The organism is Nocardiopsis sp. KDC1DS13DA1 (assembly GCF_055632325.1).
Window position 1 is genome coordinate 104,190 of record NZ_JBVMUY010000067.1, and the last position, 24,700, is coordinate 128,889.

The 24,700-nt window shown below is 69.4% G+C and carries 22 protein-coding genes; 16 read left to right on the plus strand and 6 right to left on the minus strand.

Features of this window, described 5'->3' with window-relative positions; genetic code table 11:
- Positions 1-142 precede the first annotated feature (142 nt).
- The 8 genes from ACTVAJ_RS29900 to ACTVAJ_RS29935 all read left to right on the plus strand — a co-directional run bounded on the left by ACTVAJ_RS29900 (position 143) and on the right by ACTVAJ_RS29935 (position 6,555).
- On the plus strand, positions 143-1,600 hold the full coding sequence (locus tag ACTVAJ_RS29900; protein ID WP_470391658.1) for a hypothetical protein: 1,458 nt from the start codon (positions 143-145) through the stop codon (positions 1,598-1,600).
- Positions 1,601-2,128: 528 nt separating this feature from the next.
- Complete coding sequence (locus ACTVAJ_RS29905; RefSeq protein ID WP_470391659.1) at positions 2,129-2,413, plus strand: hypothetical protein; 285 nt, start codon at positions 2,129-2,131, stop codon at positions 2,411-2,413.
- A 238-nt stretch (positions 2,414-2,651) separates the two neighbouring features.
- Positions 2,652-3,119, plus strand: a complete 468-nt coding sequence (locus ACTVAJ_RS29910; RefSeq protein ID WP_470391660.1) for a hypothetical protein — start codon at positions 2,652-2,654, stop codon at positions 3,117-3,119.
- Positions 3,120-3,294: 175 nt separating this feature from the next.
- Complete coding sequence (locus ACTVAJ_RS29915; RefSeq protein ID WP_470391661.1) at positions 3,295-3,939, plus strand: hypothetical protein; 645 nt, start codon at positions 3,295-3,297, stop codon at positions 3,937-3,939.
- A gap of 299 nt (positions 3,940-4,238) precedes the next feature.
- A complete protein-coding gene (locus tag ACTVAJ_RS29920) occupies positions 4,239-4,493 on the plus strand; it encodes a hypothetical protein (RefSeq protein WP_470391662.1) in 255 nt (84 codons plus the stop codon).
- A 297-nt stretch (positions 4,494-4,790) separates the two neighbouring features.
- Positions 4,791-5,273 carry a hypothetical protein gene (locus ACTVAJ_RS29925; RefSeq protein ID WP_470391663.1) on the plus strand — a complete coding sequence of 161 codons (483 nt, stop codon included), beginning with the start codon at positions 4,791-4,793 and terminating at the stop codon, positions 5,271-5,273.
- Between the two features lie 91 nt (positions 5,274-5,364).
- On the plus strand, positions 5,365-5,916 hold the full coding sequence (locus tag ACTVAJ_RS29930) for a hypothetical protein (RefSeq protein ID WP_470391664.1): 552 nt from the start codon (positions 5,365-5,367) through the stop codon (positions 5,914-5,916).
- A 117-nt stretch (positions 5,917-6,033) separates the two neighbouring features.
- On the plus strand, positions 6,034-6,555 hold the full coding sequence (locus ACTVAJ_RS29935; RefSeq protein ID WP_470391665.1) for a hypothetical protein: 522 nt from the start codon (positions 6,034-6,036) through the stop codon (positions 6,553-6,555).
- A gap of 65 nt (positions 6,556-6,620) precedes the next feature.
- On the opposite strand, the gene ACTVAJ_RS29940 is transcribed toward ACTVAJ_RS29935, so the two are convergent.
- Entirely contained in the window at positions 6,621-7,979 is a 1,359-nt protein-coding gene (locus tag ACTVAJ_RS29940) for a DUF1173 family protein (RefSeq protein WP_470391666.1), read from the minus strand.
- 117 nt (positions 7,980-8,096) lie between these two features.
- On the opposite strand from ACTVAJ_RS29940, the gene ACTVAJ_RS29945 reads away from it, so the two are divergent.
- From ACTVAJ_RS29945 to ACTVAJ_RS29955, 3 genes are read left to right on the plus strand one after another with little or no spacing between them, the layout of a single operon-like run.
- Positions 8,097-8,969, plus strand: coding sequence for a conjugal transfer protein (locus ACTVAJ_RS29945; RefSeq protein WP_470391667.1), 873 nt, complete (start codon positions 8,097-8,099; stop codon positions 8,967-8,969).
- A gap of 48 nt (positions 8,970-9,017) precedes the next feature.
- Positions 9,018-9,527, plus strand: a complete 510-nt coding sequence (locus ACTVAJ_RS29950; RefSeq protein WP_470391668.1) for a conjugal transfer protein — start codon at positions 9,018-9,020, stop codon at positions 9,525-9,527.
- A 19-nt stretch (positions 9,528-9,546) separates the two neighbouring features.
- On the plus strand, positions 9,547-12,003 hold the full coding sequence (locus ACTVAJ_RS29955; RefSeq protein ID WP_470391669.1) for an ATP-binding protein: 2,457 nt from the start codon (positions 9,547-9,549) through the stop codon (positions 12,001-12,003).
- 5 nt (positions 12,004-12,008) lie between these two features.
- Here ACTVAJ_RS29955 and ACTVAJ_RS29960 read toward each other — a convergent pair whose 3' ends face one another.
- Positions 12,009-12,659 (minus strand): hypothetical protein, encoded by a 651-nt coding sequence (locus ACTVAJ_RS29960; protein WP_470391670.1) that lies wholly within the window; start codon positions 12,657-12,659, stop codon positions 12,009-12,011.
- Between the two features lie 75 nt (positions 12,660-12,734).
- On the opposite strand from ACTVAJ_RS29960, the gene ACTVAJ_RS29965 reads away from it, so the two are divergent.
- Complete coding sequence (locus ACTVAJ_RS29965; RefSeq protein ID WP_470391671.1) at positions 12,735-13,370, plus strand: hypothetical protein; 636 nt, start codon at positions 12,735-12,737, stop codon at positions 13,368-13,370.
- Positions 13,371-13,389: 19 nt separating this feature from the next.
- On the opposite strand, the gene ACTVAJ_RS29970 is transcribed toward ACTVAJ_RS29965, so the two are convergent.
- The 4 genes from ACTVAJ_RS29970 to ACTVAJ_RS29985 form a co-directional block, all read right to left on the minus strand.
- Positions 13,390-14,523 (minus strand): VldE C-terminal domain-containing protein, encoded by a 1,134-nt coding sequence (locus ACTVAJ_RS29970; protein ID WP_470391672.1) that lies wholly within the window; start codon positions 14,521-14,523, stop codon positions 13,390-13,392.
- 50 nt (positions 14,524-14,573) lie between these two features.
- On the minus strand, positions 14,574-16,454 hold the full coding sequence (locus tag ACTVAJ_RS29975) for a hypothetical protein (protein ID WP_470391673.1): 1,881 nt from the start codon (positions 16,452-16,454) through the stop codon (positions 14,574-14,576).
- Between the two features lie 350 nt (positions 16,455-16,804).
- Complete coding sequence (locus tag ACTVAJ_RS29980; RefSeq protein WP_470391674.1) at positions 16,805-17,884, minus strand: MinD/ParA family ATP-binding protein; 1,080 nt, start codon at positions 17,882-17,884, stop codon at positions 16,805-16,807.
- Positions 17,885-18,517: 633 nt separating this feature from the next.
- The gene (locus tag ACTVAJ_RS29985) at positions 18,518-18,826 is read right to left on the minus strand and encodes a hypothetical protein (RefSeq protein WP_470391675.1); all 309 of its coding nucleotides are present in this window, start codon (positions 18,824-18,826) and stop codon (positions 18,518-18,520) included.
- Positions 18,827-19,915: 1,089 nt separating this feature from the next.
- On the opposite strand from ACTVAJ_RS29985, the gene ligD reads away from it, so the two are divergent.
- The 4 genes from ligD (at position 19,916) to ACTVAJ_RS30005 (ending at position 24,206) form a co-directional block, all read left to right on the plus strand.
- Positions 19,916-21,757 carry a non-homologous end-joining DNA ligase LigD gene (ligD, locus tag ACTVAJ_RS29990; RefSeq protein WP_470391676.1) on the plus strand — a complete coding sequence of 614 codons (1,842 nt, stop codon included), beginning with the start codon at positions 19,916-19,918 and terminating at the stop codon, positions 21,755-21,757.
- 503 nt (positions 21,758-22,260) lie between these two features.
- Positions 22,261-22,848 (plus strand): hypothetical protein, encoded by a 588-nt coding sequence (locus tag ACTVAJ_RS29995; RefSeq protein WP_470391677.1) that lies wholly within the window; start codon positions 22,261-22,263, stop codon positions 22,846-22,848.
- A gap of 1 nt (position 22,849) precedes the next feature.
- Positions 22,850-23,266 carry a winged helix-turn-helix domain-containing protein gene (locus tag ACTVAJ_RS30000; protein ID WP_470391678.1) on the plus strand — a complete coding sequence of 139 codons (417 nt, stop codon included), beginning with the start codon at positions 22,850-22,852 and terminating at the stop codon, positions 23,264-23,266.
- Positions 23,267-23,456: 190 nt separating this feature from the next.
- Positions 23,457-24,206, plus strand: coding sequence for a hypothetical protein (locus tag ACTVAJ_RS30005; protein WP_470391679.1), 750 nt, complete (start codon positions 23,457-23,459; stop codon positions 24,204-24,206).
- Positions 24,207-24,700 lie beyond the last annotated feature (494 nt).

The following is a 24,700-nucleotide window of genomic DNA, read 5'->3' on the forward strand; positions in this document are numbered from 1 at the left end:
CCGAAAGGGGCATGAACCCAGTTCGGAGCCGACCCCCGTATGTTGTTGTGTAATAGGGTGTATCTGTGGTTTAATGAGGCGCGTTGGTGGGGGGTGGCACTCCCACCAGCGACATCTCGACACTCCGAACGGAAGGACGCCCATGCGCGCCCCCACAACCCTGATGGACGCCGCCGCCGTGTTCGCCCTGGAGCACGCCGAACGCACCGGCGAACAGCCCCTGGTGCTGCATGTCAACGACAAGGGCAAGAACATCGGCCAGCGCACCCTGCGCGGGATGGTGGACCGCGGCCTGGCCGAGTACGTCGACCAGGGGCACGGCTTCACTGGTCAGCCCCGGGGCGTGCACGTGTTGACCGCCAAGGGCGTGCGGCGCGCCCTGGACGTACGCATGAGGCGTGCCGCCCACGCGTTCGCTGACGCCCCGACGGACACGGACACCTGCGGCCGCCGGTTCCTGTTCGGGCAGGCCTGCGCCAAGCCTGCCGGCCACGACCGGGCGTGCGTCCCTCTGCACTCTGGGTCGGCCGTGCCGCGCCCCGAAGCCGCCCCGGGTGAGTGCGGACGCCGATTCGCCTCCGGGAAGGTGTGCCGCAAGGCGATCGACCACGACCGCGCCTGCGACCCCACACCCCCTGCCGAGGGGCGGGTGATCGCCCACCAGGGCGCCGGACGCGGTTTTGAACCCCAGCACGCCGACGACGCCACCGCGCGCGCCGCACTCGAGGCCCTGGCCGCCGCCGGGCTGCCCCTAGCGGAGCTGGACGAAGAGTACGACCCCGAGACCAGCACCGCCAACGGCTACATGACCATCCCCCGCGGCGCCGACATCGCTGGAGACCGGTGGGTGTACGTGTACTTCCTGACCAACGGCCAAGTGCACGACCCCGCTAATGACCGCTTCCCCCGCACCGCGCTGCACAAGGCCGCCCAGGCGTTGCGCGAGACCGGGTGGGCGTTCGACCCCATGATCTCCTCCTGCGTGCGCGCCTGGCGGCCGGCCCCGCCCGTTACCACCCCAAGCGAGGACGGCGCAAGCACGCTGGGATGCGAGCCGGACGTGGTCGGCGACCCCGACGTGCGGGCCGTCGTCGACGCCCTCATTGCGGCCGGGCACACCCCCGCCGCGCTCGAGGGCCCCTACGAGGAGGAGACCAGCACCGCCACGGGCTTCTTCGTCCACCCCCTCGGTGAGGGGCAGGTGCACGTCTACCACCTGCGCGACGGTCGCCTCATGGGAGACGGCTTCACGTGGTGGATGCAGGAGCTGACCGCCTACCGCGTGACGCTGGACGACCTCGGGTGGGCCACCCGCACCCCCACGGCGTGCCTGCGCGCGTCGCGCCCGCAGGGGGCCGCCCCTGCGACGGATACCGACGCCGAGGTCCGCGAGATCGCCGACCCTCTCGGCAACGCGGCCCTGAACGCTCTAGCCACCGCCGACATCAACGAGCGGGGCGAGATCACCGGCCACCCCGCCACCAAGGAGGCGCTGCTGACCAAGAAGCTGGCGACCCGATTCGCAGAGTCCGGCCGGACCGTGTACCGGCGGACCCCGCTCGGCGCACGGGTGCTCTGGCACCGGCGCCCGAGGGCCTGATGTCCTGAAACGGCGGGGCCGGCCCTCACGGGGCGGTCCCGCCCCAGGCGTGTTCGGACCTCTACCGTGTACGCCGACACATCGATTGTGCCGTGCGTTGTCCGCTCCCTAGGGCCAGGTGAGGAGATGGTGGGGGTGACCATGGGCGTGATCATGACCGAGGACGCCGCACTCCAAGAGCGGGTTCGTGTCTGGGGTGGCTGCGGTTTGCGGGACCCACGCGAGCCGGGACCGCGGGCGGTCAACGCTGGTGGGGACTGTGTTCCGATAGGTTGCCCGATGATCAAAAAAGGGGCGGTGGGTTCGACCCCCAAGGGGGTCGGTGGCATGCCCACCGCCCGCATCTCGACTCCCCTGAGGTTTCCCAACAGGAGCATGCACATGGTAGAGCACAGGCAGGAAGAGCGACCACCGATGTCGACCGCTGACATCGCGCGCCGCTACCGGCGCACCCCCAGGTATGTCCGTGAGCGGTGGGTGAACAGCCAGGCATGGCGTGAACGGGTGCCGTGTGTGGGTAAAAGGGGTGTGGCCAAGCTCTACGACGCCGCTGCGGCGGAGGCCCTCGTGGGTGAGTGGGTGTGGTTGCCGCCCGCAGACTCCGACGTGCCCCCGAATCAATTGCTGGATCAACACGCGATCGCCGACTACACCGGGTTCGACTACGGCACGGTGCGCTCGGACGCCAGCCCTGCGGGCAACAACGTGCTGGGGGAGCCTGACTGGGTGCGTGACGGTATCCGTTACTGGAAGCGATCGACCGTGGATGATCGTTACTGGGCCCGCGCACGCAGGGACAAGCAGACTGGCTGACGTCGCGATATGCGCAGCTCAGGATTCTATTCTCGCACCACATGAGTTGTTTAATAGGGTGTAGTTGTGTTTTAATAGGATGCGTTGGTGGGGGGTGGCACTCCCGCTGGCGACATCTCGACACCCCGACCCGAAAGGGACGCTCATGAACCACGTCACCTACCCGCGGCCCCTAGCCATGCCAGAAGCCCTCACTGCGCTGATCGAGCAGGCAACCCGTTTTCGCCGATCGTTCACCGTGCGACACGGCGCCGACGACGAAGGCGCCCCCTTCGTCACCCTGCGCATCCACTGGCAGCGCCGCGGGCAGGCCGCCCCGGTGGAGATCCGCGCGACCTGGCACACCCGCGCCACCGGCACCTACCGGCTGGTCGCCACTCTGGCCCGCTGGCAGGGGCGCCCGTGGCACGACATCAGCACCACGAAGGCGCACACGCTGATCGCTGACGGCGCGGAGTTGCAGCCCGCGCTGGAGACGGCGTCCGACCCCACCCAGGAGTGGGCGCGCGTGTGGTGTGACCCCTACCTGGCCGAGAACCTGGGTGAGAAGCTCACGTGCTCGGAGGTCGATGTGGTGGCCGACCTTCTGGCCACGCTCGGCATGCCACGCCCAGGCCTGGCGTGGCTGGCATGCCACGCCCAGGGCGACGACAGCGGCGATGCCCACTGGGAGCTGCGCCAGCGATACCCGGTGGGGCGGGTGTGACGAGCGGGTCCGCGGCGCCCGGCCAGGTGCCGCGGACCCACCGCGTGGCCTGAACTCCAGCGCCACCCACGAAGCCAGTTGTTTAATGGGGTGTCTCTGTGTTTTAATAGGGCGTGTTGGTGGGGGGTGGCACTCCCACCCGCGACATCTCGACATTCAACGGAGAAGGACGCTCATGCGCACTCCCGCACCGCTCACGGACACCCCAGACGGGCAGAGTCAGAGCCAAGCACCCCTGTGCCCGGCCCCGTGGTCCCCACAGCGGTTCACCGCGTTGTTGGACCACCATGGCCGGACCTATCGCCTGACCAGCGACCGAATCGCCCAGGGCCGGTTGATCGTGGTCCGTGTCACCTGGCCGACCGGCGACCCTGGCGGCCTGTGCTCGTTGCTGGCCGCTTGGAGCATCAGCGACACGGGCACCCAGAGTCTGGACAGGCTCCACCTGCGCCGCCGCAACCCGGACACCAGGCGGTTGGACTGGCAGGCCCTCACTCCGGCCGAGGCCATCGAAGTGATCACCGGCGAGCAGAGCGGTGACCACTGCCCTGGGAACGACCACAACTACGACCGGGGAGATGATCCGACGAGGACGGTCAACGATCTCATCGAGGCTCTCAGAGCGGCCCAGGAGGAGTGCCTGAGCAGCCACGCGAAGGTCATCGTGGCCGCCTCTGGCGCTCAACACGGCCTGACGGTCACCGGCATCGAGGTCCTCCCCTACCGCTTGGACCCCGACACCAGCGAAGGCGTGGTCGGGGACTGGGCCGCCGAAGGTTCGGGCGCCGATCCGGCGTTGGTCCTGTTCACCGAGCACTGACCCTTCCCGGCCATGGTGGCGGCTCCGAAGGAGGACCGGGGCCGCCACCGGCGTGATCGCCCACGCTCACGCCCAACCGGCCCGCCGCCGAACCCGACATCGGCCGTGGGTGAAGACCAGCCACGGCGAGATCGTGCAGGGGCGCGCTGTGGCTCTGCCCGGCCGCTGGAGCGACAGACCGGGCGCCGGGCTGGGCTCATGGTGCGCAGACACCGTCGCGTGGACCAGGCCGGATACGCCATGCTCGCCCCCGGCCCCGGCTCGGCTGCATTGCCGCGCCCTACCAGGAGCAGGGCCGAGTGCGCGACCTGGTACTGGTCGCCGGAACCGACCCGGGGCACGGCCTGCGCAGCCCGGTGTGCGAGGACATCGACGCGGCCATAGGCGTGCTCACCATCCGTCAGGCCTACCTCGGGCCCGTCGCCGGAGGCAGGCAGTCAGCGCCGCCGTCTGTGGGAGGCGTGTGGGGCCGACGCCGGGGCGGGCAGGTGGGTGCCCGTCGAACGCGCGTTCACCTACTGTCCAGCACCGACCCGATGGTGCGACTGGGATAGCCGCGCAAGTGCTACATGGTGCCCGGCCCCGGCGCCCCCACCGAGGGTGCCGCTGGTCTCCGCTGAGGCTTTGGATCCCGTGCGTACCGCCGTTCGGGCGGAAGCGCGCGCCCTGGCCACGGATGGGACCGCGTACTTGCCTTGGGTTCGGCGAAACCCTTCCTGAGGCTGTGTACTCCAGTTTCACCCACTACGCGAGTTGCTTAATAGGGTGTTTCTGTGTTTTAATAGGGTGTGTTGGTGGGGGGTGGCACTCCCGCCAGCGACCATCTCGACTCCCACACGAAGGAGACCCACGTGGTTGAGCACTCCCCATCCCCTGACGCGATGCGGTGGACCCCCGAGCCGGACACCAGTGCACCCGACCACGAGCGTGCCGTCACCGAGGCCGCCCAGGCTCGCAGTGTCGCGCTCGACCGGTCGGGCGTCACCCGGGCCGGACTGATCCAGGACGGTCACCTCATCGAGCCGCCCGCCGACATGGCGGCCGATGCCAGGTGGGCCATACCTATCGCACTGACTCGCGCGGCGTGGCTGGACATGGTCGAGTGGCCCGGCACCGAACCCCACCCGCAGGACGAGAACGGGCGTTGGTGGGACGTGCTGTGGTCGGCGGCGAGCGTCGCCCTCCGGTCTTCCGGTGGTTCCACCCGGCACGTCGAGCTGTATCGGGTGCCGCGCGGTGGCGACCAGGAGACGTTGGCCGAACTGGTCATGACCATCGGTCCCGGTGACGACGGTGGCGCGGCGGTGACACTGGCCCTCCCCCAGGAGGGCTGACCCCACCGAGCGAGCGATCCGCCCGGCGCACCAGTCCGCACACCGATGACCACAGGGGCGGCGCGCCCCTTCCCTGCCGTGCGCCGCCCCCATGACGACCCTGGAGAACCCGATGGATGGTTTCTACGAACCCGAGATGTCCACCCGAGCGGCCCACGCCCTGGCACTGGCGAACCGGCGCGGCCACGAACACACCCGCGCCGGGCTCACCACCCTGGCACGGCAGATCCTCGCCCAGGCGAAGCCGCTGGCACTGGAGAACCCCGACGAGCTCCTCATGGAGGCCTGGAAGGACGCCACAAGCGACCTGTGGGACAGCGCCGACTACGGCACCGGCCACCAGGACCAGGCCGGAGAGATCACCGACGTGCACATCGACCAGGCCACCGTGGATCACGCCATGAACCTGTTGGACACCACCACGGGACCGAGTACCCCCGGCGATGCCGACGACGCCGCCCAGGAACTCGGCCTGATCCTGCTCGGAGTCCTGCACGCACTGAACTTGACGTGCGACATCGAGCCCACCGCAGCCGCGCGTGAACTCTCCGACGGCCAGTGGGCACTGCCCACACCGGCCCCCCGTTCCGAGGCCAAACCAACACCGTCCCCCGGCGCGTTCACCGACGAACCGCCCTTCTGATCACAGACCACGCTCTGCCCGGGGCGGAACCGCGCCCCGGGCAGAGCACACCGACCACAGTTCTTCGGCCCCTGCCCCCAACACGGCGTGGCCATCCCAGCAGGAGGAATGCCTGACATGACGTTCGTCATGCCCCACACCAACACGAGCGCCCCGGTCCGGGTCCGGCTGAGCGACTTCAACACGATGCCCACCCATGACGGTGCCGCCGTCCACCTGGTCGTGCACATCAACGGCACGGCCGTCGGCACGGTTGAGGATCACGGAACCGGTGGCGGCGCATGGTTCTACCAGGTCTCACCGGAAGGCCGGAAGGCATTCGACGCCCTGCGAGACCAGGCGCGCGGTCACGACGGCAAGCCATTCCCCGACGAGGAGGCACTGTGCAACCGTCTCGCAGACGAAGCGGAGATCGCACACTTGGTTCGTAGGGCCAACAAGAAGCGCGGCAAGTTCGCCGTGTTGATCACCGACAGCGACAACGAGTTCGGAGTCACCTACTTCACCCACGCGCCGTGGGCGGGAACCTACCCCCAGCCGCGTCAGCTGCGTCGGCTTCAGCTGCCCGCTGGTACGGTGCGTGCCTCCGTCTGGCATGGCGCCGGGGGCTGGGTGACCTTCTTCCCCGCCAACGACTGACCTTGACCCCAACGGGGCCACCCCGTGAGGGGTGGCCCCGTCACGCCCATGCGCCGGTTCCAGGCCTAGGACCGCAGGTCAGGAAGAGGGCCCCGCACGTCCCACCCGATCACCGGCGTGTTCGTGGCCTGGTAGTGCGCCATCTTGTCCTGTTGGTGCGCGGCGTAGTCGGGATTGTCGAGCATCCCCAAGACCTCCACACAGGTGTGCGGATCGGTGTCGACTAGCACGAAATCCGGCAGCACACCCTGCGCGGTGTCGTAGCGCACCGGTTTTCGGAAGGACCGCCCCGCGCCCACCAACGCGTCCGCCATGCGCACCTCGTGCGTGGAGTCGGTCGGCAGATAGACACGGTTGGTCAACATCACAGCCAGATCCAAGGCCTGAAGGTAGCCCTTCGGGGTGACCTCCACTGCGGCCAGCACCACGCACCGCGCCCCCCACGATTCAGGGGCGGCGAACGCCGACCGGTAGGAGCGCCGGACCCGGGCCATCAGCTCGTTGCGGACGAACACCCCACGGGCCAGGTGGCGCAACCGGATCTGTTGCCCGAACCGGCTGTCCTGCACCGTCTTGATCTCCCCCAGCAACAGCCCCCGCCGTCGGTCACGGGTGAGCGTGTTCTGCCACGCGGTCAACGCTGCGGCGTTGTGGTCGGCGACTGCCGAGCTGTAGGGCGGCACGACATAGAGCACCTCGCTCAGGGGGAGCTGATTGACGTCCGCGTCCGCGGCCACCGCTCGCACCCGCGAAGCACACTCCCCCCATGTGCGCGGGTGGCCCGGCCGCCAGGTGTGTAGGCGGCTGGCCTCCCACAGATAGTGCAGCATGCCCAGCAAGCCGGTGCTGGCGCGCGAGACCGTCGGATTCGCACGCCCCTGCGTAACCGGTGCCGGGCGTGGAGTGTTGGTAGACGTGCGAGCGCGCAGGGCCACATTGAGGCGGATCGTGGTGCCGTTCGCGTGCTGGTCGATGGCCGCGTGACGTCTGTCCCCGGGGTCGGTGTGGTCAGGCCGATCCTGAGAGTGGAACGCACATCGGGGATTGTGCTGATGCCCCTCCCCCGGCCACACTGCCAGGTGGTGACGGCCCTCCCGCTGGCGGATCACCAACCGTAACCCCGCCGAATGGCACAGGCAGAGCGCGTGTCCCTGTTCAGCACGGGCACGCTCGAACCACCGTTGAAGCTGAGACGCGTGTTGTCGCACCCACCACAGGGAGAAATCGCGTCCCGCCAACCGCACTCGCCCGACCTCACCCACTGTCATGTTTGTGCAACGTATCGCCTCGCATGCTCGCGCAGGAGACCCACAGCACCAATCGACCGGTTTCGGCCGGGCCATAGGCGTGGAACTCACTGCCCGAATGCGGGTGGTGACCTCTACAATCCGTGTGCGGCCTGCCGTGTCCCGTGACCCCCTCATCCCACACAAACCGGAGGATTGATGGCCCCCAAACGCTCTACCGGTGAGGCCACCCCTGCGCCCCGGACCGGCCGCCGTGGCAGTGGGGGCCGTTGGCGTGTCTATCTCGGCCGTGGGGTGATCTGGACGGTCCTGGTGTTGATGTCGGTCAACTTCGTCGTCAGCCAGTACCGGGTGTGGGCCCTCGACACGGCCCCGGGCCAGGAGGAGGCGCAGGCCGTCGAGGACACCCCCGCCTTCCCGGAGGATGCCGCCGCGGCGTTCGCCGCGTCCTTCGCCGAGGTCTACCTCCAGGGCTCATCCCCCGCCGCCCCCGCCGCCCCCGCCGGCGCCGAAGACGAGGACGAGGACGAGGACGAGGAGGAGGCGCAGGAGGACGCGGGCGCGGTCCTGGCCGACTTCGTGCCCGAGGACCAGCTCCGGGACTTCACCCTCCCCGAGGGCATCACTGGGGAGCGCGTGCGCATCGTCCGGGTGCGGGCAGACGACGCCCACAACGGCGTGGTCACCCTCTCCGCGCGGGTGAACGGCCAGCCGATGCACCTTGAGGTGCCCATCTACGCCGATGAGTCCGGGACCGCGCTGGTGGTGGCCGCCCCGCCCGCACTCCTGCCCGCCCCGGACCAGGCCACCCTGCCCGAGCAGGCCGCCCCCGACACCGACGCCCAGGCCGCCGAGGCCATGGAACCGGTCGTGTCCGGGTTCCTGGCCGCCTACGCCGAGACCCCCGAGCACCTGGACCGCTACGTCGAGCCCGGCGCCAGCGTCGACCCCCTGCCCGGTGTGTTCGAGTTCGTGTCCGTGGACCTGGTCGTGCCCGCTGGTGAGGCCGGACAGCCGCGCCCGGTGCAGGCCACCGTGACCTGGCAGCTCGCCGAGGGCACCGAGACCGACACCCTGACCCAGCGCTACGAGCTGACCATGGTCGAGCAGGGCGGGGCGTGGTACGTGCGCGACATCCAGGGCGCCGCCCCCGCCGCCGGTTCCTGACCCTGCCCACCGGGCCCGTGGGCCCTGACACCGTGATGGAGGCGCCGCGTGGACCTGCCCACCTACACCAACATCTGGCGCATCGAAAAGCGCCTGTACAAGCTCTACGACTTCCGGTTGCCCACCCCGGTCCCGATGACCACCGCGGGTATCGCGCTGGCGTCGCTGGCGGTGTGGTGCGTGCTGTTGATGCTGATCAGGATGCCGTTCACCTTCGGCAACGGGTGGCACCTGGTGATCTGGGTTCTGCCGCCGGCACTGGTGGCCCTGGCCGCGACCCGGCCCGTGGCCGAGTCCAAACGGCTCGGTGAACTCGTGCAGAGCCAGGTGCGGTACCTGCGGGAGGCCCGCGTGTACGTGCGGCTGCGCCCGGAGTACGAGCCCACCCACGTGCGCGTTCAGGCCACCGTCTGGCACCGCCCCCAGGCCCCCGACCGCCACCGGGTGGCGGCGCGGCCCCGCCGCCACCTGCCCACGATGACCCTGCCGCACGCGGTGACCCCGCACCGGGCCGCGTCCGCCCCAAAGACGCAGGAGATGGCCCCCGCGGCCGCCTGAACCCCTGGAGTATCCGACCATGAAGACGTCGAGCGCTCAGAGCGCCCAGCTCGCGGCCCGCTATTTCGATGACCGCGTGCTGTTCAACGACACCGAGGCATGGGCCTACTTCCGTCTGCCCACCGCGGCCTATGAGTTCTCCACGCCCGAGGACCGCGAGATCCTGGCCACCAACATCACCATCGCCCTGGCCGCGATCCGCATGGAGGACGCCGAAGTCCACCTGCGTGTGGCCCACCGCCCCTACCCGGCCGCCGAATGGGCCAACACACTGGACGCGCGCGTGGCCGACGGGCCCGGCTGGCAGGACTACCTGGACCAGATGTACCGGCACGTGTGGGCCAAGGACTTTTGGACCAAGGAGGTCTATCTCGGTGTGCGGCTCGGCCCGCGCAGCGCCCGCGCCGCCGGCAGCGACGTGCTCGGCCACTTCAAGGACCTCTACCTCAGGGCCGAGCAGGCGCTCGGCCTCACCGATCACGAGATCGAGGCCGCCGAGATCGACCGGTGGACCGACCAGGCCGAGCGGCTCGGCCGCGCCCTGGCCGCCAGCGCCCTGTACGCCCGCCACGCCACCTCCGATGAGATCGCCTGGTTGCTGGAGCACACCACCGGCGGGGTGGACGAGACATGGCGCCCCTCAGCCGCCGACCGCAGCGCGTGGGGGCGCGGGGAGATCGAACGCTTGGCGGAGGGCATCATCGTCAACGGCCGGTCCATGCTGCGTCTGGAGCAACCCACCACCACCAGCTACGTGGCCTACCTGAGCTTCGCGCGGTTCCCGGACCTGATGGCCTTCCCCGACGGGGAACCGTGGATGTACTACGCCGACGCCCTGCCCTTCCCCGTCGAGGTCACCAGCCGGATGCGGCTGGTCTCCCCCGCCAAGGCGTCACGGGATGTGGGCCGCAAGCTCGCCCACGCCCGCGACATGGACGCCCACATCGCCGAGGCCGGCGTGGAGGCGCCCATCGCCCTGGCCGAGCAGATCGACGCCGCCCGCGCGCTGGAGCACGGCATCACCAAGGAGCGGCTGCCGTTCGTCTACGGCTGGCACCGTCTGCGGGTCTCGGCCGCCGACCAGCGTGTGCTGACCCAGCGGGTGGAGGCGGTCATCGAGCACTACCGGGACATCGGTATCGACATCGCCCACTCCACCGGGGACCAGTTCTCACTGCTGAACGAGTCGCTTCCGGGGGACCGGGTGCGCCTTCAGGCGTACGCCCAGCGCCAGCCGCTGCGCACCATCGCCGGAGGCATGCCCACCGCCACCGTGGCCGTGGGGGACGAGCAGGACGCCGTGGGCAACGGGTGGGTGGGCCCCTACGTCGGGGAGACCGTGGGCCGGGCCCGGGGCGTGGTGCATTTCGACCCGCTGGTGGCCGCGGCCCGCAACCGCCCCACCGCCATCGCGGTGACCGGTGAGCCGGGCGGCGGCAAGACCACGCTGGCGTTGCTGCTCATCTACCAGCTGGCCCTGCGTGGGGTGACCGTCGCCGCGATCGACCCCAAGGGCGACGCCGAATCGCTGGTCCAGCTCCTCCAGCGGCGCGGCCGCCAGGCGCGCGTGATGTCGCTGGCCTCCGCCCAGCCGGGCCTGCTCGACCCCTTCGCGTTCGGCGACGACCTGCCCTCCCGCAAGACCATGGCCACCGAGACCCTCCGCCTCCTCCTGCCGCGCATGAGTGAGGAGCGCGAGTCGGCGATGATCCAGGCCGTGGCCGCAGTCGCCGACCAGCCCCACCCGTCCCTGTCCAAGGTGGTCGACTACCTCCAGGGCCAGGAAGAGCCGGCGTCGCGCAACCTGGGCGCGGTGCTGTCGTCCATGTCGCAGATGAGCCTGGCCAACCTGTGTTTCGACCCCCGGGGTGAGGCCCACGTGGACACCGCCGGGTGGACCACCGTGTTCACGCTCAGGGGTTTGTCCCTGCCGGAGGCGTCCACCCACCGCGACGATTACAGCTACCAGCAGCGCCTGTCCGTGGCGCTGTTGTACCTGGTGTCCCAGTTCGCCCGCCGGTTGATGAACGATTTGGACCGGCGCCTGCCCAAGGTGATCTTTCTGGATGAGGCGTGGGCGGTCACCTCCACCCCCGAGGGCGCCAAGCTGGTCCCGGAGGTCTCCCGGATGGGACGATCCCGCAACACCGCCCTGATCCTGGTCTCCCAGAACGCCGGTGACCTGCTCAACGAGCAGGTCACCAACAACCTGTCCAGCGTTTTCGCGTTCCGTAGCTCCGAAGACACCGAGGTGGGCAACGTCATGGCGCTGCTGGGCATCGAGGACTCCGACGAGCACCGCGCGGCCCTGCGCACCCTGGGCAACGGCCAGTGCCTGTACCGCGACCTGGACGGGCGCACGGCCCGTATCGCCGTGGACCTGGTCTCCCAGGAGTTGTTGGGGTGGCTGGACACCAACCCCACCCGCCCCCGCCCCACCGTCGAGGCCCACGAGGCGGAGGAGGCCGTGGGCTGAACACCTCAGTAGGTCACGGTCACCGGCCCGGGTGCGCCTTGGTGGACCTCCCACAGCTCCCGGACCAGGTCCAGGCGCACCCCGGCCCCCTCCGGTGCGGTTTCGGGCACCCCGGTCAGGTAGCCGGTCAGCGTCGCCTGTTCCCGGTACTCCCAGCCCAGGGACACGAACGACTCCAGGTCGGGCTGGTCGGTGCACGGATACCCGCTCCGTTCGGGGGCCCAGCGCAGCGGCCCGGCCCCGCCCACCGGTGCGGCCTCCACGTACCGCGGCGTGGCCCACAGCACCGGCTCACCCTCACCAGAGCCGTCAGCCTGCACGGGCGGTGTGGGGTCGACGGAGTCCGGGTCGTGGGTGTTGACCACCCTCAGGGTCACCGGCACCGTGACCGTGCCCTCAGGGGCCGCCAGATCGCACCCCGCGCCGCCGTCGAGCGGTTCGCCCAGAGCCACGCTGACCTCATAGTCCAGGCCGCGCACACGCTCATCCGAGAGGCCCGTGTAGAGCATGCTCACCCGCGTGGTCGCCGACGGCGGCGCCGTATCCTCAGCCGTCGCGGAGGCGGGGGGCAGGGGGTCATCGGTGTCGGTGGCGCAGCCGACCACACCCAGGGCCACCACCACCGGCAGCGGCACCAGCCGCACGAGAGCGCTCATGGTGCCCCACCGTAGCCAACAACCCGCGCCCTGTGCGCCCCGCACGACCCGACCCCGGAACCCGAAGGACGCCCCGTGTTCGACCCGCAGGCCAAGGACCGGCCGCTCCCACAGCGCCTCACCCGCACGATCATCATCGGTGCCGTTATCGCCCTGGTGGCCGTCGGCGGCTTCACACTGATCCGTGACCAGTTCACCGAGGAACCGGCCCCCGCACCGTCCCCGTCTGCGGTCCCGGAGCCGACCGCTGAGGCCGTCCCCGAGGTCGACACCGGCGCCACCGGGGAGGTGGACGACTGGTTCCCCCACTCGCGCGCCGAGTTCGCCCAGGCCGGTACGGCGGCTGAGGACTTCCTGGCCGCCGCGGCCACGATCGATTTCACCCGTGACGAGTTCGAGGCCCACACCGAGCGGCTTGGCGACCGGTGGGCCACCGACACCCAGGCCGTCACCCTCACCACCGCCGACGGGATCGCCGATGGCATCTGGCGTGTGCTCGGCCAGGACGAGAGCGTGGACGCCTGGACCGGGCGGGCCGACGTCCAGCAGGTGCGCGCCTACGACTCCACCAGCGTGCACTTTCTCATCAGCCTGGAGGCCGAACCCGTCGGCGGCGACGAGCCCAAGGAGTTGGGCGACTACCTGGTGATCATGACCAACACCGAAGGCCCCTCATGGGTGGTCGAGTTGGCCGAACAGTTCAACAATTGATTTACAATTAATAAAACCATCAAGCGGAACTGATGTACGAAATGTGGACATGGTCGTAGTGGTTTTCTGTGACCGTGACGCGGTCCTCCATGCCACACCATTTCCCGCCCGAGATATCGGGAACACCGTTGTACCAGTCATCCGACCTGTCGGAGCGTCCAGGCGGGCACACCGTCCACCCAGCGTTCCAGATGCTGCGTCGCCAGATCACGTACTTGACCCCCAACGTGTCGGCGTTGGTGATGGCGTGTTCAGCGATCATGTCGCCCAACTGCTCCTGAGGGCCCGTGGAGTAGGTCCCGCCCGGTGAGGTCATGTAGTCGCAGGCCAAACCCAGCGGGTGGTCCCCGCCCCCGCCACTGCGGATACAGTTGCCGCTGAAGTTCAACCGCGGCCGGAAATTCTCCACGATGTTGCGGTGCGCCGCACATGTCAATGGACGGATGTTCCCCGGGGAAAACGGCGGATCCTCCACAACGCACGGCTCCAGGTGCGTTTGCGCGGCCAACTCCGCCACTGAATAGTTCGGCGCCTGCCCAGGAATCCCAGTGCCCTCCTGTGGGCACTCCACACTGGCCATGACGATCTCACCACCCGTGCCCGAGGAGAAATCCCCGTCCCGGTAGTCATCGGCCCGGTTCATGACCGAGTCCACATACCCGTCGGTGTCGGCCCCGTAATAGCGGATCAGCGCCTGTTCCGGGTCGGTGTTGGCGCCCTGGTCGCTCAGCTTGTGCGCCGCCGACCACACCGCCGTCTCAGGGTCGAGCCGATCCTCCAGCGGAGGCGTGCCCTCCTCCCCCGTCAAATCGCCCCAGTACCGGCCGTGTTCGGTCCACGCGGGCGGGGTGAACTGCATCGGCCCCAACGCCCTGGCCCGATTCTCCACATCCACGGCCCGGTTGGTGTTGTGCGTGGACTCCTGGTACCCCACCGACGCCAACAGCGCCCAGTCCATCCCCCACGCCTGCGCGGCGTCCTGATACAGCTCCAGCATCTGCGCCGGGATCTCGTCCCCGGCGATCGCACTCACCCCGCCCTGGTCGACCACCCCCGTGGGTCGGGGGTTGCCCGGCTGGCAGGTCTGGGAGGCACCACCCTGCCGGTAGGACAGGGCGGTGACCTGTTGGGTGACCACGGCCAGCGCGATCACGCACGCACCCAACCCCACCCCCACACCGGTCAGGCCCTTCTTGGCGCCCATCAGGACTCACCTCCCCGGCCTCCCGAGGGACGGCGTCGCTGCGGAGCCGCAGTGGGCCCCTCACCCTCCGCGGGCCGCGGCCCGCCCGAGGGCGGGGGAGCCTGCCCCGAGGGGGCCGACCGGCGCCCGGCGGCCGGCGCCTGGTCCGGCTGACGGTCGCCCCGCACCCCCTGCCCGGTCTCCGTGCGGGTGGGCACCCGACCGCCCGCAGGCTGTGTGCGCTCAGGAGCCTCCGCCGAGGGCCGCGCGGTCCGCGACACATGCCCGTCCTGGCGGGTCGGGCGCGGTGCACCCGCGCCCTGGCGCACCAGGTGGTCCCGGTCCTGTGCCTCCCCGTGCCGGTCGGGGGCCTGGTTCGCCCGCTCCTGTTGGCGGCGCATGCCGTCGAACGCCTGCGAAATGGTTTCGGAGCCGCGCTGTCGGCCCTCAGGGGTGGGGCGGCTGTTGAACCTGTCATTGAGCGCCTTGCCTGCCATCACCAGACCGGCGGCCGCACCCGCGCCGGTGACCGCCGACCCCACCATCGCCCCCTTGGTGGCGAGCTTGGTCATGTCCTTGGTGAGCGATCCGGCCTTGCGGGTGGCCGCCCCGGCCACCCGGGTAGCACCACGCGTCGCCTGGTGGCGCAGCGAGGAGTAACCGCCCCCGCCACCACCCGGGGCGGCGGCGCCGGAGAACTGCACCGTGGTCAGCACGGGCCAGATATCGTGCCGGAACTTGAGTACCGCGATGGTCAGGGCGACCATCATCACCAGCGCCAGCCCGTAGGGCTGCACCGAGGACAGGATGGTGTTGAGCACCAACACGAGGATCAAGATCATGGCCATCCACATCCAGATCTTGAGGAACAATCCCGCGAGCAGCTCGGCCCACCGCAGCAGCACGCGCCTCCCCCACCCGGGGTGGATACCGAAGAGGAAGAAGATCGGGGACAGCAGCATCAGCAACAGGAACCCGAGTTTGAGCACCAGCAGCCCGATGGCGGCCGCCAGCACCAGGCCGCCGCCGCAGATCGCCGCCACCAACCCCACCAACGCCGCCAGGGTCCGGTCTCCGCCCTTGGCACCGCGGAACATGTCCCAGGTGGGGGTGTGCGCGCCCTCGATCTCCCCCGAGATCCGCGCGAACTCGGTCTGACGCTCCTCCACCAGCGTGTCGTAGTACTCATCGGTGCCGTCGTCATCGACGCTGACGCCCACAGCGATCGACTCGGTCCGCGTCAGCGCCTGGGCGCGGATGAGATCCCGAGCGTGTTCCTCGGCCAGCTCTTCGGCGGCCGGACCCGACCCGAACTCCCCCACCATCCAGGGGCGGCACGCCAGCGTCTCCCACAGGTACTCGGCCTGCTGCCGGGCGACGAAATCGCGGTAGTCCTCCCCCACCCCCCGGACGATCTCCGGGGAGCCGGGGATGCACCGGCCGTCCTCCCCGTCATCGGTCACGGTGGTCACCGCCGCCGTCATGACGTTCTCACCACCCGTCATGACCCCGTTGACCAAGCCCATGAACGAGGCGGGCGATCCCAGGATCCACAGACCGGCCGTGGTCGCCGCGACCATCCACACGATGCCCTCGAACGTGAGCGTCGCCCTTTTGCGGACCAGTCCCCACCACGCCAGGGTGACCGCACCCAAGATCGTGATGGCGGGCAGCAGCGGACGCCAGATCTCCTGGCGCAGCTGGTCGACCACGTCGACCACCACCGCCTCCAACTCCTCCAACGGCGGCGCGATCGCGAACCGCAGCGCCTCAATCGCGGCCATATCCACAGCCCGTGCCGTCCCCCACAAAATGTTGTAGAGGAAAGGCCACCCCTGCGTGCGCTGCTCATCGAAACAATCTTCGGTGTCGATGATCACGTGCCAGGTCGTGCCAGACATCAAATACTCTTCGTAGAGCCCTTTTCCGGATCCCGAACTCCCGATAGGGGGAATACGCTCCACGACCGGCTCATTGTTCAGGACCGCATCCACACCCTGACCAGTCGTTTCCGGCTCCGGCGCGAGTTTCTCGTCACACCAGTTCAAAGCTGAGGCCGAACTCGGCACGAGCACCAGCCCAGCCAGCATGACCACCAGCGTCAACGCCAGGCGAAGCCCCCGCCGCCGGGGGGAGCGACTACGCACGATCACAGTCCTTTCCGGGCGCCACCCGAGCGATCCCACTCACAAACACACATGCGCGCGCCCTGCCCTGGAGGAAAGGCAGAACGCGCGCACCAGACACGATGTCAGGTCGACACTCTCTGCTGGCCGAACTGCGAACCCACCGCAGCCGCCAACTCCAAAAACGCCCGCCGCGTACCCTTGGCCATCTGATCCAATTCGATCTGCGCACCCGAGGCCAGATGCTGATCGAAAGGAACCCGCACCGTCGACCGCACACGCGTACGGAAATGGTTCTCGATCTCCTCGAAATCCACACCCGTCTTTTTCGCGGGCCCGTGCGGAACCTTGGTCACCGCCACGACCGCGTCCGAGACCAGATCCCCCCACCGGTGCGCCTGGAGGACGTCCAACGTCTTGGACGCGCTGCGCGCCTCATCCACTCCCGGGCCGCACACCACCACCAGTTGGTCGGCCTGGTCCAGTACCCCGCCCTCACCCGCCAGGGCGTCGTGCAGCATCCCGGTACCGCAGTCGGTCAGCACCAGCGAGACGAACCGCTCCAGCACCCCAACGGTGGTCGTGTAGTCATGGGCGCTGAAACTGTCCGCCTGCGCCGGATCCTGATCCGAGGCCAGCACGTGCAACCGCGACTCGGCCTGACTGAGGAACTCACGCACGTCCGGCCACCGCGGCAGGCTCTCCTCACGCTCAGCCGTGAGCAGATCCCGCACCGTCTTGCTGGTCTGCGTCCCGATCTTCTCCGCGAGCGTCCCAGCGTGCGGGTTGGCATCCACCGCCACCACCATGTCCCCCCGCAACTGGGCGAACATGTGCCCAAGCCCGGCCGTGGTCGTCGTCTTACCGACCCCACCCTTTTGCGCCAACACCGCCACCCGCCGGTGCCGCGCGATCGTGGTCTGCGCCTGCGCCGTCCACTCCCGGTCCTGGATTTGGCGCGGGTTCTCGGCCGCCTCTCGGCGCCCCAGCGTGGACAGGTACACCGTCCACCCCCACGCGGTCCGCGCCCCAGGCGCCTGACGCAGCACCCGCGCCGCCTGGAGGTCGGCCGAGGTCTCCGGACGCGGCGGCTCGGCGGCCTGCGGCGCCACGAACTCCGCGGCGTCCGGCGTGACCTGCAAAGGAGGTGTCGTTTCCTCCGGGGCCGCCGCCCCCGCCGGTTCCGGACCCGACGGGTCGGCCACAACGGGTGGCACCTCAGCAGCCGGGGACGGATCGGCGCCGGTCGGGGCCGCGGCCCCGATCGGCCCAGGGTTAAGAACCCGGGCCCCCGTCGCATCCCCCAGCCCCCGCGCGAACACAGGCACCGAAGCCGCAGGCCCCGGCGTGGGCGCGGGGGCCTGCGGCGCGGGCCCGGTTGGCACCGAAGGAGCAGAAGGCGCCGCCGGCACCGTCCCGGGCGCACCGCTCAGGAAGCTGGCCGCCACAGGGTCAGAGGCACGCGCCGGAGTCTCCCCACCGGTCCCCTCGCCGCTTTCGGACGCCTCAGGAGCTGGGCGGGAGGCCCGCCGGTCCGGAGCACGCTCCGGACGCCGCACATCCGGCTCCGCCCCCGGGGCGGGCTCAGACGCCGTCGGCTCTCCCTCCGGCGCCTCGGGCACCTCCAGCAGGTCCGCCACCGGCGCCGTACGCGGGGCCCGAGCCGGACGCTGCGCCCGCGACGCTCTGCCACCACCGGGGACACCCGAGCCGTCCCAATGCAGCGAGCCGTCACGCGCCACCAGCTCCTCAGCCGACGGCAGATCCGTGTTCGGCCCCGGCGCCGCTCCGGAACCGTTCTGGTCACTCGTCATGATGACGTGACCCCCCTTCGTGGACTACTGCGTGGACACGCCCATGGCGCGCGCGAGCGACACCGCGATGACCTCGATGACGCCGGGGACGTAGAAGACGATCCCGATGAAGATCGCCAGGATGATGAACTGCGCGAACCGCGTGATCTCTTTGGTGAACAGGAAGAACACCGCCACGATCGACACGATGACCAGGAACAGAGGCCCGAAGAAGCCGCGCAGGAAGTCGGCCAGGCCGCCGGTGTCCGGGGCCGTGCCAGGAGCGGGGGGCGCATCGGCCAGGTAGAGCACCGCGCCCGGGTCGAGCGTCGCGGCGTCCAGGAGCGTGAGCATGGATGGGAGACCGATTCAGTGGGAGACGGGAGAACGCGGGGGGTGGGGCGGGGGTCACGTGCCCAGGGGAGAGCGTGAGGGGGTCAGGCCAGGGGAAGCCCAACGCGCACGTGAGCTAAGTCCGTGCCACCAAGCGCGGGCACGCTGGTGAGCGTGTGCACGTGCATACCCCAGGTCATGGGACGATCCTAGCGGGCGTGCGGGATTTCGGCCCGTCATTATCCGCCATCAAACGACTCCATAGAGTGACTATAGTGTGGCCGGGCGCGACCGGTATCCGATTCCACGGGCGTCTCACGGCGACGCTAACAGCAGTGGGAGACAGAACCGGACATGTGGGGACACGCGTCCCATGGCCGGAATCGGTCACCAAGAAAGTTCCCCTGACACGCCAAAAAGTGGCCCCAGCTTTTCTGACGTCTGATATTTATAGAGTCATGAGTACTTCCGGCAAGCGTGGCCGCGGTCGTCCCGCGAAGGGCGACCGCCACAAGCGCACGGTCCGGTTCCGTCTCGTGGTGGATACCGCTCTACAGCGAGCCGCTGCCGCCGAAGGGAAGACCGTGCAGGACTACCTGGAGGCACTTGTGGAGGAGAACGTGTCGTCCTTCATGCCGACGGAGGATCCGGAGGAGGAACACCTCATGACCGCCTAGACATGCGTGAGGCCCGGTCGAAGACCGGGCCTGATCACGAAAGATTGTATGGGACCGCTCCGCCTGCCACAGCCTGCGATCCCGCTACTGACAACTACATCCGGTGCCCGATTTGCCGTCGGTCACCATCTGCGGATCCGGTTTTGCCGACCGGTCCCGCACCTGAGGTAGCCCGTTTGCCGCGGACCGCCTCACCTGCCGTAGAGCCTTCCCTCACCGGGTGGGGCGCTTCGGCTTCCCCAGGTCCACTAACCCGTGGAGCGAGTAGCTACATAACCCGTGGAGCACGCTCATCATACATGACGCCCCCGGGTCTGGCCGAGTATGCCCTGAAACAGGGCAGGAGAGCGCTGTACAGCGGCGTACGCGCGTCCCCAGGCCAGCCCCGTCCCCCGTTGCCGCTTTCCCCGCCGGGCAGGTGTGGGACGAGTTGGTGCGCTGGATCGCACCGCGCCGGATCGTGCGTATCGACCCGGACCGCTCCCACAGCTACGCTCTGGCGTCTCGTGTGGACGCCGGTGAGCCGGAGTGCCCCTACGCGCTCCACCTCACCGACCGCGACCACCGATACCGGCACGTTGTGTTCGATCTGGACGTGTCCCGTGAGGATGAGACAGGTGTGTGGCGTGACGCCGACACCCTCACCGAGATGCTGGCCGAGGCCGGCCTCAGGCACATGGTGGTCCGGTCCGGGCCCGGCGGCGGGATCCACGTGTGGGTGCCCGTGTCCGCCGAACACGGCATGGACCCGGTCGAGGTCGCCCGTCTGGCCCGGGCGGCCGCCCGCCGCCTGCCGACCCTGGACACCCAACCCCTCACCAACCCCCGTACCGGTGCGGTACGTCCGCCCGGTGCGCCGCACCGCACCGGCGGACGTGCCGCACTACTGCACCCCGTCGATCCGGCCGACGCGCTGAGCGTGTGCGACACCGACGCCAACACGCCCGAGCGGTTCGAGGCCCTGGCGTGCGCGTTCGGCGCCCAGGAGATGGACGCCGAGGAGGAGGCTGCGGCCGCCGTGGCGGCCGAGCGCATCGACCCCGTCGCGGTGCGGCTGCGCGGCACACGCAACCCGATGCCGGACCTGGTCGCCCACCTGCTGGCCACCGGCCCCGGTCCGGACCCGTCCGCGCACCTGGCGCGGATCCTGCCCCGGCTCGCACTCGCCCGCTGGTCGCTGGCGGACGTGCGACAACTGGTCGTCGCCACCGCCCTGGCCCCGGGGTGGGAGCACCTGCGCAGCCGCCGGTTCGGCGCTGGGCGCCGACCCCGCTCGGCGGCCGACCGGGAGGCACTGATCACCCGCCAGTGGACCAAAGCGGTGGAGTTCGCCGCCCAGCTCGCCCCTGCGGTCGAGGCCGCCGAGCGCGACCTCACCGGCCTGCGCACCCTGGCCGCCAAGATCCTGGACGCGGTCGCCGACCCGGGGCTGTGGACGCTCCAGGCCGGACCCGCCGACGCCCGCGCGCTGTTGGCGGTGCTGCTGGTCGCCCTGAAAGCCGGACAGGAGGAGGTGGACGTGGACGTGCGCCGCGTGGCCCTGGCCGCCGGGATCGGCAAGTCCACTGCCGCCCGCGCGTTGGGGCGCCTGCGCCGGGATGGGCGCCTGGTCCTGGTGGAGGCAGCCGAGGGCACCCACGCCGCCCGGCACCGCCTCATCTGCCCCACCGACTGGCCTGGTCACTTCCCTGCTCTGGAGGGTGGGACACAAGGGAACCCCGCCCCCTACGACTCCCACACCCTCCAGGTCCCGGTACCCACGAGGGAGGCCCTGCTTCACCGAGTCCAGGCCCGTCTGGAGTCAGCTGCGCACGATGTGTGGAGTGAGTACTCCCGCATGCACCCGCGCGGACTCGGACGCCATGTGGAGTTCACCTATGCGGTGGTGACGGAACACAGCACCCAGCTGTACAACGTAGATCTTGAACGGGTTGTCAGCGGCACCGGCTACAGCACCGCCACCACGGCCCGTCACCTGCGCATCCTTGCTCACCATGGTCTCATCGACCCCGACACTCTGACCCCGGTCACCCCCGTCAGCGAGACCCTGGACGCGGCCGCCGCACGGCTGGGCACCACCGGAGTGGCTGCGATGCGCGAGCGTCGCTACGAGGCCGAGCGAGCCGCACACGCCGCCTGGTGCGCGGAGGTCGCCCGCATGCGCTCTCCCGTTGCCCTGCGCGCTCGCACGCATCCTGGGGACCGCTATGCCCGTACCAAGGACGGGCGCCCCGCTCACGGAGTTCAGATCACCCGTCACCTGGTCGCCGCGTGAGTACAGACGATGCAGAAAGAGATCCTCTCCCTGTCCCATTCGATCCGCACTCCCACTCAGAGATGGCGATGGCGCGCGTGATCGAGTGGACCGGCTGTGCTCGCCCCTTCGGTGAGCCTCTGAGGACATCAGCCCCGGTTTCGAGTCGCGAGGGCGGGGGTCCGGAGGAGCCCTCGCGAGACCGCGCGCCATTGCGCTCACCTGCGCGGTGAAGCAGACGGTGCGCGCTCCACTGCCGGATCGGCCCGAAGGGTCGATACACCACGCTCCTCCTTCTGTAAGAGGCTGCCGCATGAAAACCCTCTTGACCTGCGAAAACGTGGCTTCCGGTGAGGGTTGTAACCCTCACTTCCCCCTGTGGGTGAGGGTTACAACCAGCAGTTCGACACACCGGGAACCGAATGAGGGTTACAACCCTCTAATGGGTGTGATTTAGTAACACTCGAGAGGCCAAGACTCCGCACAGCCCCTGCCCCACATCACCCTGGAAGGCAACCCCGACTGTGGCCAACCCCGCGCGCCGCTTCCCGCTGCGTGCAGTCAATACGAGCACCGCACGTCCTCGCCCAAGCGGCACCGAGCCCGAATCTGAGCGAGACGACACGACTCTGCACCTCAACCCGGGTGACAGCCTTCATGTCGAACGCGCCATCCACAGCAACTACGACTTCGTGGGCGCCAACGGCTACTACATGATGGCCGTCGACCTGTCCGCGAAGTTGCCGCACATGGGGCTCAAGGCGACCGACTACGACGTCCTGCACTTCTTGATCGGCCTCCTGCGCCCGCGCCGCGGCCCCAAGGGCGACCTCGAAGGATGCACCCTGCGCCTGACCCAAGACCAGATCGGTGAGGGACTCGGGATCGGCCGCCAGGAAGTCGGCGTGTCCCTGCGGTTCTTCGCCCGCTGGCGCATCCTGTGGCACGGACACGGGTGGGTCACTATCAACCCGCGCGCGGTCTTTCGTGGCCGAAGTGAACTCCAGGCCCGTGCGATCAGCCGCATCCCCGAGGACATCCCGGAGATCGTGCTGCCCGACACCCGCGTCCGCCCGCCGCGTCGGAGCCGTAAACTCAAAGGGGAGGGTTGATATGACCGCAGTGTCCATCGAGGAGTACTCGCTCCTCCAGGCCCACGACCTGTACACGATCATGCCCAACCTGCGGCTGACCACCACCGAGCGCGACGTGTGGGACACCATCCTCCGCCACATCACCGAGGGCTACCAGGCGCCGGTCACCCGCGGCGAGATCGCCGCTCGTCTCAACATCGATCCCACCTACGTCAGCCACGCCACGCGCCCGCTCAAGCGGGCCGGGCTCATCTTCCGGCGCGGCAAGAACGACACTGTGTGGTACGTCAACCCGCAGCTGGTGTTCAAGGGCAGCTATGACGCGTGGCTCGAGGTGCTCGCCGACTTGCCCGAGGACACCCCAGAGTTGCTGGTGCCCGACTACGAGGTGCGGCCCCCGCGCCGGCGCGAGCGGGCCCGCCTGCGCGTCGTGTAGACGACCTCCACCTTTTCGGGGTACCTGGCGGTGAACGACGCACCGCCGAGGACGAATGTTTCATCGTCGCGATGGTGCAGCGGGAACTCGACCTCGAGTAGGCACTACCAGGACGCGTGAATCCCCTCAGCCTGGAACCTGGTCTTTGACAACTTGTCAAAGACCAGGAGGGGTCAGGAGGGTGGACCTCATGACCCCTTCCCCTGAACCTGGCGAGCGGCTCCCCGACCTCCTTGACCGCCTTTACCACCTGCACGAACGCGCTGGGGATCCCCACTTGGAGCTGTGGCCCGACGGTGACGCGATCGGCGTGCTCGCCTACACCCGCGCCCACCACAACGCCCTACCGTCCCACCAGATGAGCGCGGCGCGCCGCGAACAGATCCTGCTCAGGCTGAGGGTGACGACTGTGCTCCAAAGCCTTCTCGACCTCGAGCAGCTCGGCGCCCTAGACCAGGCCCGCCCACCCGGCGCACGACGCGCAGAACACCTCGTTCCTCTAGCCGACCTCGCCGCGGTGCTGGGGCTGACCACCCCGGGAGCTGTCAGCCATCGACGGGACCGGATTCGTGCCGCCCTACACAACCAGCCGCGCACACCCCGGCACGGACGCCAGATCCTGGTCGAGCGGCAGGCCCGAACACGCCGACGTCTGGCCGAGGTGGAGCAGGCTCGACGCCACCACCCGCAGGTACAGGCCGCAGCTCAAGGTCTAGTGGACGTGCGCCACGAACTCATCTTGACCGAGGAGGCACAGGACTGGCTGCACGACCTGAGTCTCCTTCTGGAGGAGGGCACGTTGCGCCCTGACCAGATGCCCTCCCTGGCCGCCTACCTCTCCCTGTTCCTGGCCGAGCTTGCTGAGGACGCCGCCCACTCCCCGCAAGGCGCTGACGCGGTCATGCGTGCTCACCAAGCCCTGTCCTACCGCGACCAGTAGTCGGCGCACCCGCTCCCGGTACCAGCGTGTGCTCACCCACGTGCCACCACCCGCAAAGGTGGACCAGTGGCCGATCTCGCCCCGCCCCGCCACCTCCCCGTCCTTGCCGGGGCGGGCGCCCCACCGGATTCAGTGAACGATGGCGTCAGCCGGGTCCCCCCACAACGGTCCCGGCTGAGCGAGCAACCGCTCCACGGCCTCGGTGCGCGTGGGGGCGCCAGCCACGACCGATGGCGTGTGAGGTAGGGCCCCGCCTGAGGTGGCCGGGGACCAGGACCACGCCGCGCGGCGGCGCGCGAGCTGGTTGTGCCACACGTATCCGAGCACCTGCCGGTCAGGGGCCACCACCTGGTAGAACCGGGAGCCCTTTGCGGAGGAGGGGTCTTCCACCACTCGCACCCGGGCCAGGTCAGCGTCAGCATAGGGGCACAGTGGCCGGTCGATCCGGGCCCGGCCGCGCAGCCGCCTCTTGGCGCGGGCCCGTTCCCCAAGCT

What these genes read in the sequence shown, in the direction of transcription:
- ACTVAJ_RS29900 (WP_470391658.1), top strand. Translation starts at nt 143, where the DNA reads ATGCGCGCCCCCACAACCCTGATGGACGCCGCCGCCGTGTTCGCCCTG.
- ACTVAJ_RS29915 (WP_470391661.1), top strand. Translation starts at nt 3,295, where the DNA reads ATGCGCACTCCCGCACCGCTCACGGACACCCCAGACGGGCAGAGTCAG.
- ACTVAJ_RS29930 (WP_470391664.1), top strand. Translation starts at nt 5,365, where the DNA reads ATGACGACCCTGGAGAACCCGATGGATGGTTTCTACGAACCCGAGATG.
- ACTVAJ_RS29935 (WP_470391665.1), top strand. Translation starts at nt 6,034, where the DNA reads ATGACGTTCGTCATGCCCCACACCAACACGAGCGCCCCGGTCCGGGTC.
- ACTVAJ_RS29940 (WP_470391666.1), bottom strand. Translation starts at nt 7,979, where the DNA reads ATGAGGGGGTCACGGGACACGGCAGGCCGCACACGGATTGTAGAGGTC.
- ACTVAJ_RS29955 (WP_470391669.1), top strand. Translation starts at nt 9,547, where the DNA reads ATGAAGACGTCGAGCGCTCAGAGCGCCCAGCTCGCGGCCCGCTATTTC.
- ACTVAJ_RS29960 (WP_470391670.1), bottom strand. Translation starts at nt 12,659, where the DNA reads ATGAGCGCTCTCGTGCGGCTGGTGCCGCTGCCGGTGGTGGTGGCCCTG.
- ACTVAJ_RS29975 (WP_470391673.1), bottom strand. Translation starts at nt 16,454, where the DNA reads ATGTCTGGCACGACCTGGCACGTGATCATCGACACCGAAGATTGTTTC.
- ACTVAJ_RS29985 (WP_470391675.1), bottom strand. Translation starts at nt 18,826, where the DNA reads ATGCTCACGCTCCTGGACGCCGCGACGCTCGACCCGGGCGCGGTGCTC.
- ACTVAJ_RS30000 (WP_470391678.1), top strand. Translation starts at nt 22,850, where the DNA reads ATGACCGCAGTGTCCATCGAGGAGTACTCGCTCCTCCAGGCCCACGAC.
- ACTVAJ_RS30005 (WP_470391679.1), top strand. Translation starts at nt 23,457, where the DNA reads ATGACCCCTTCCCCTGAACCTGGCGAGCGGCTCCCCGACCTCCTTGAC.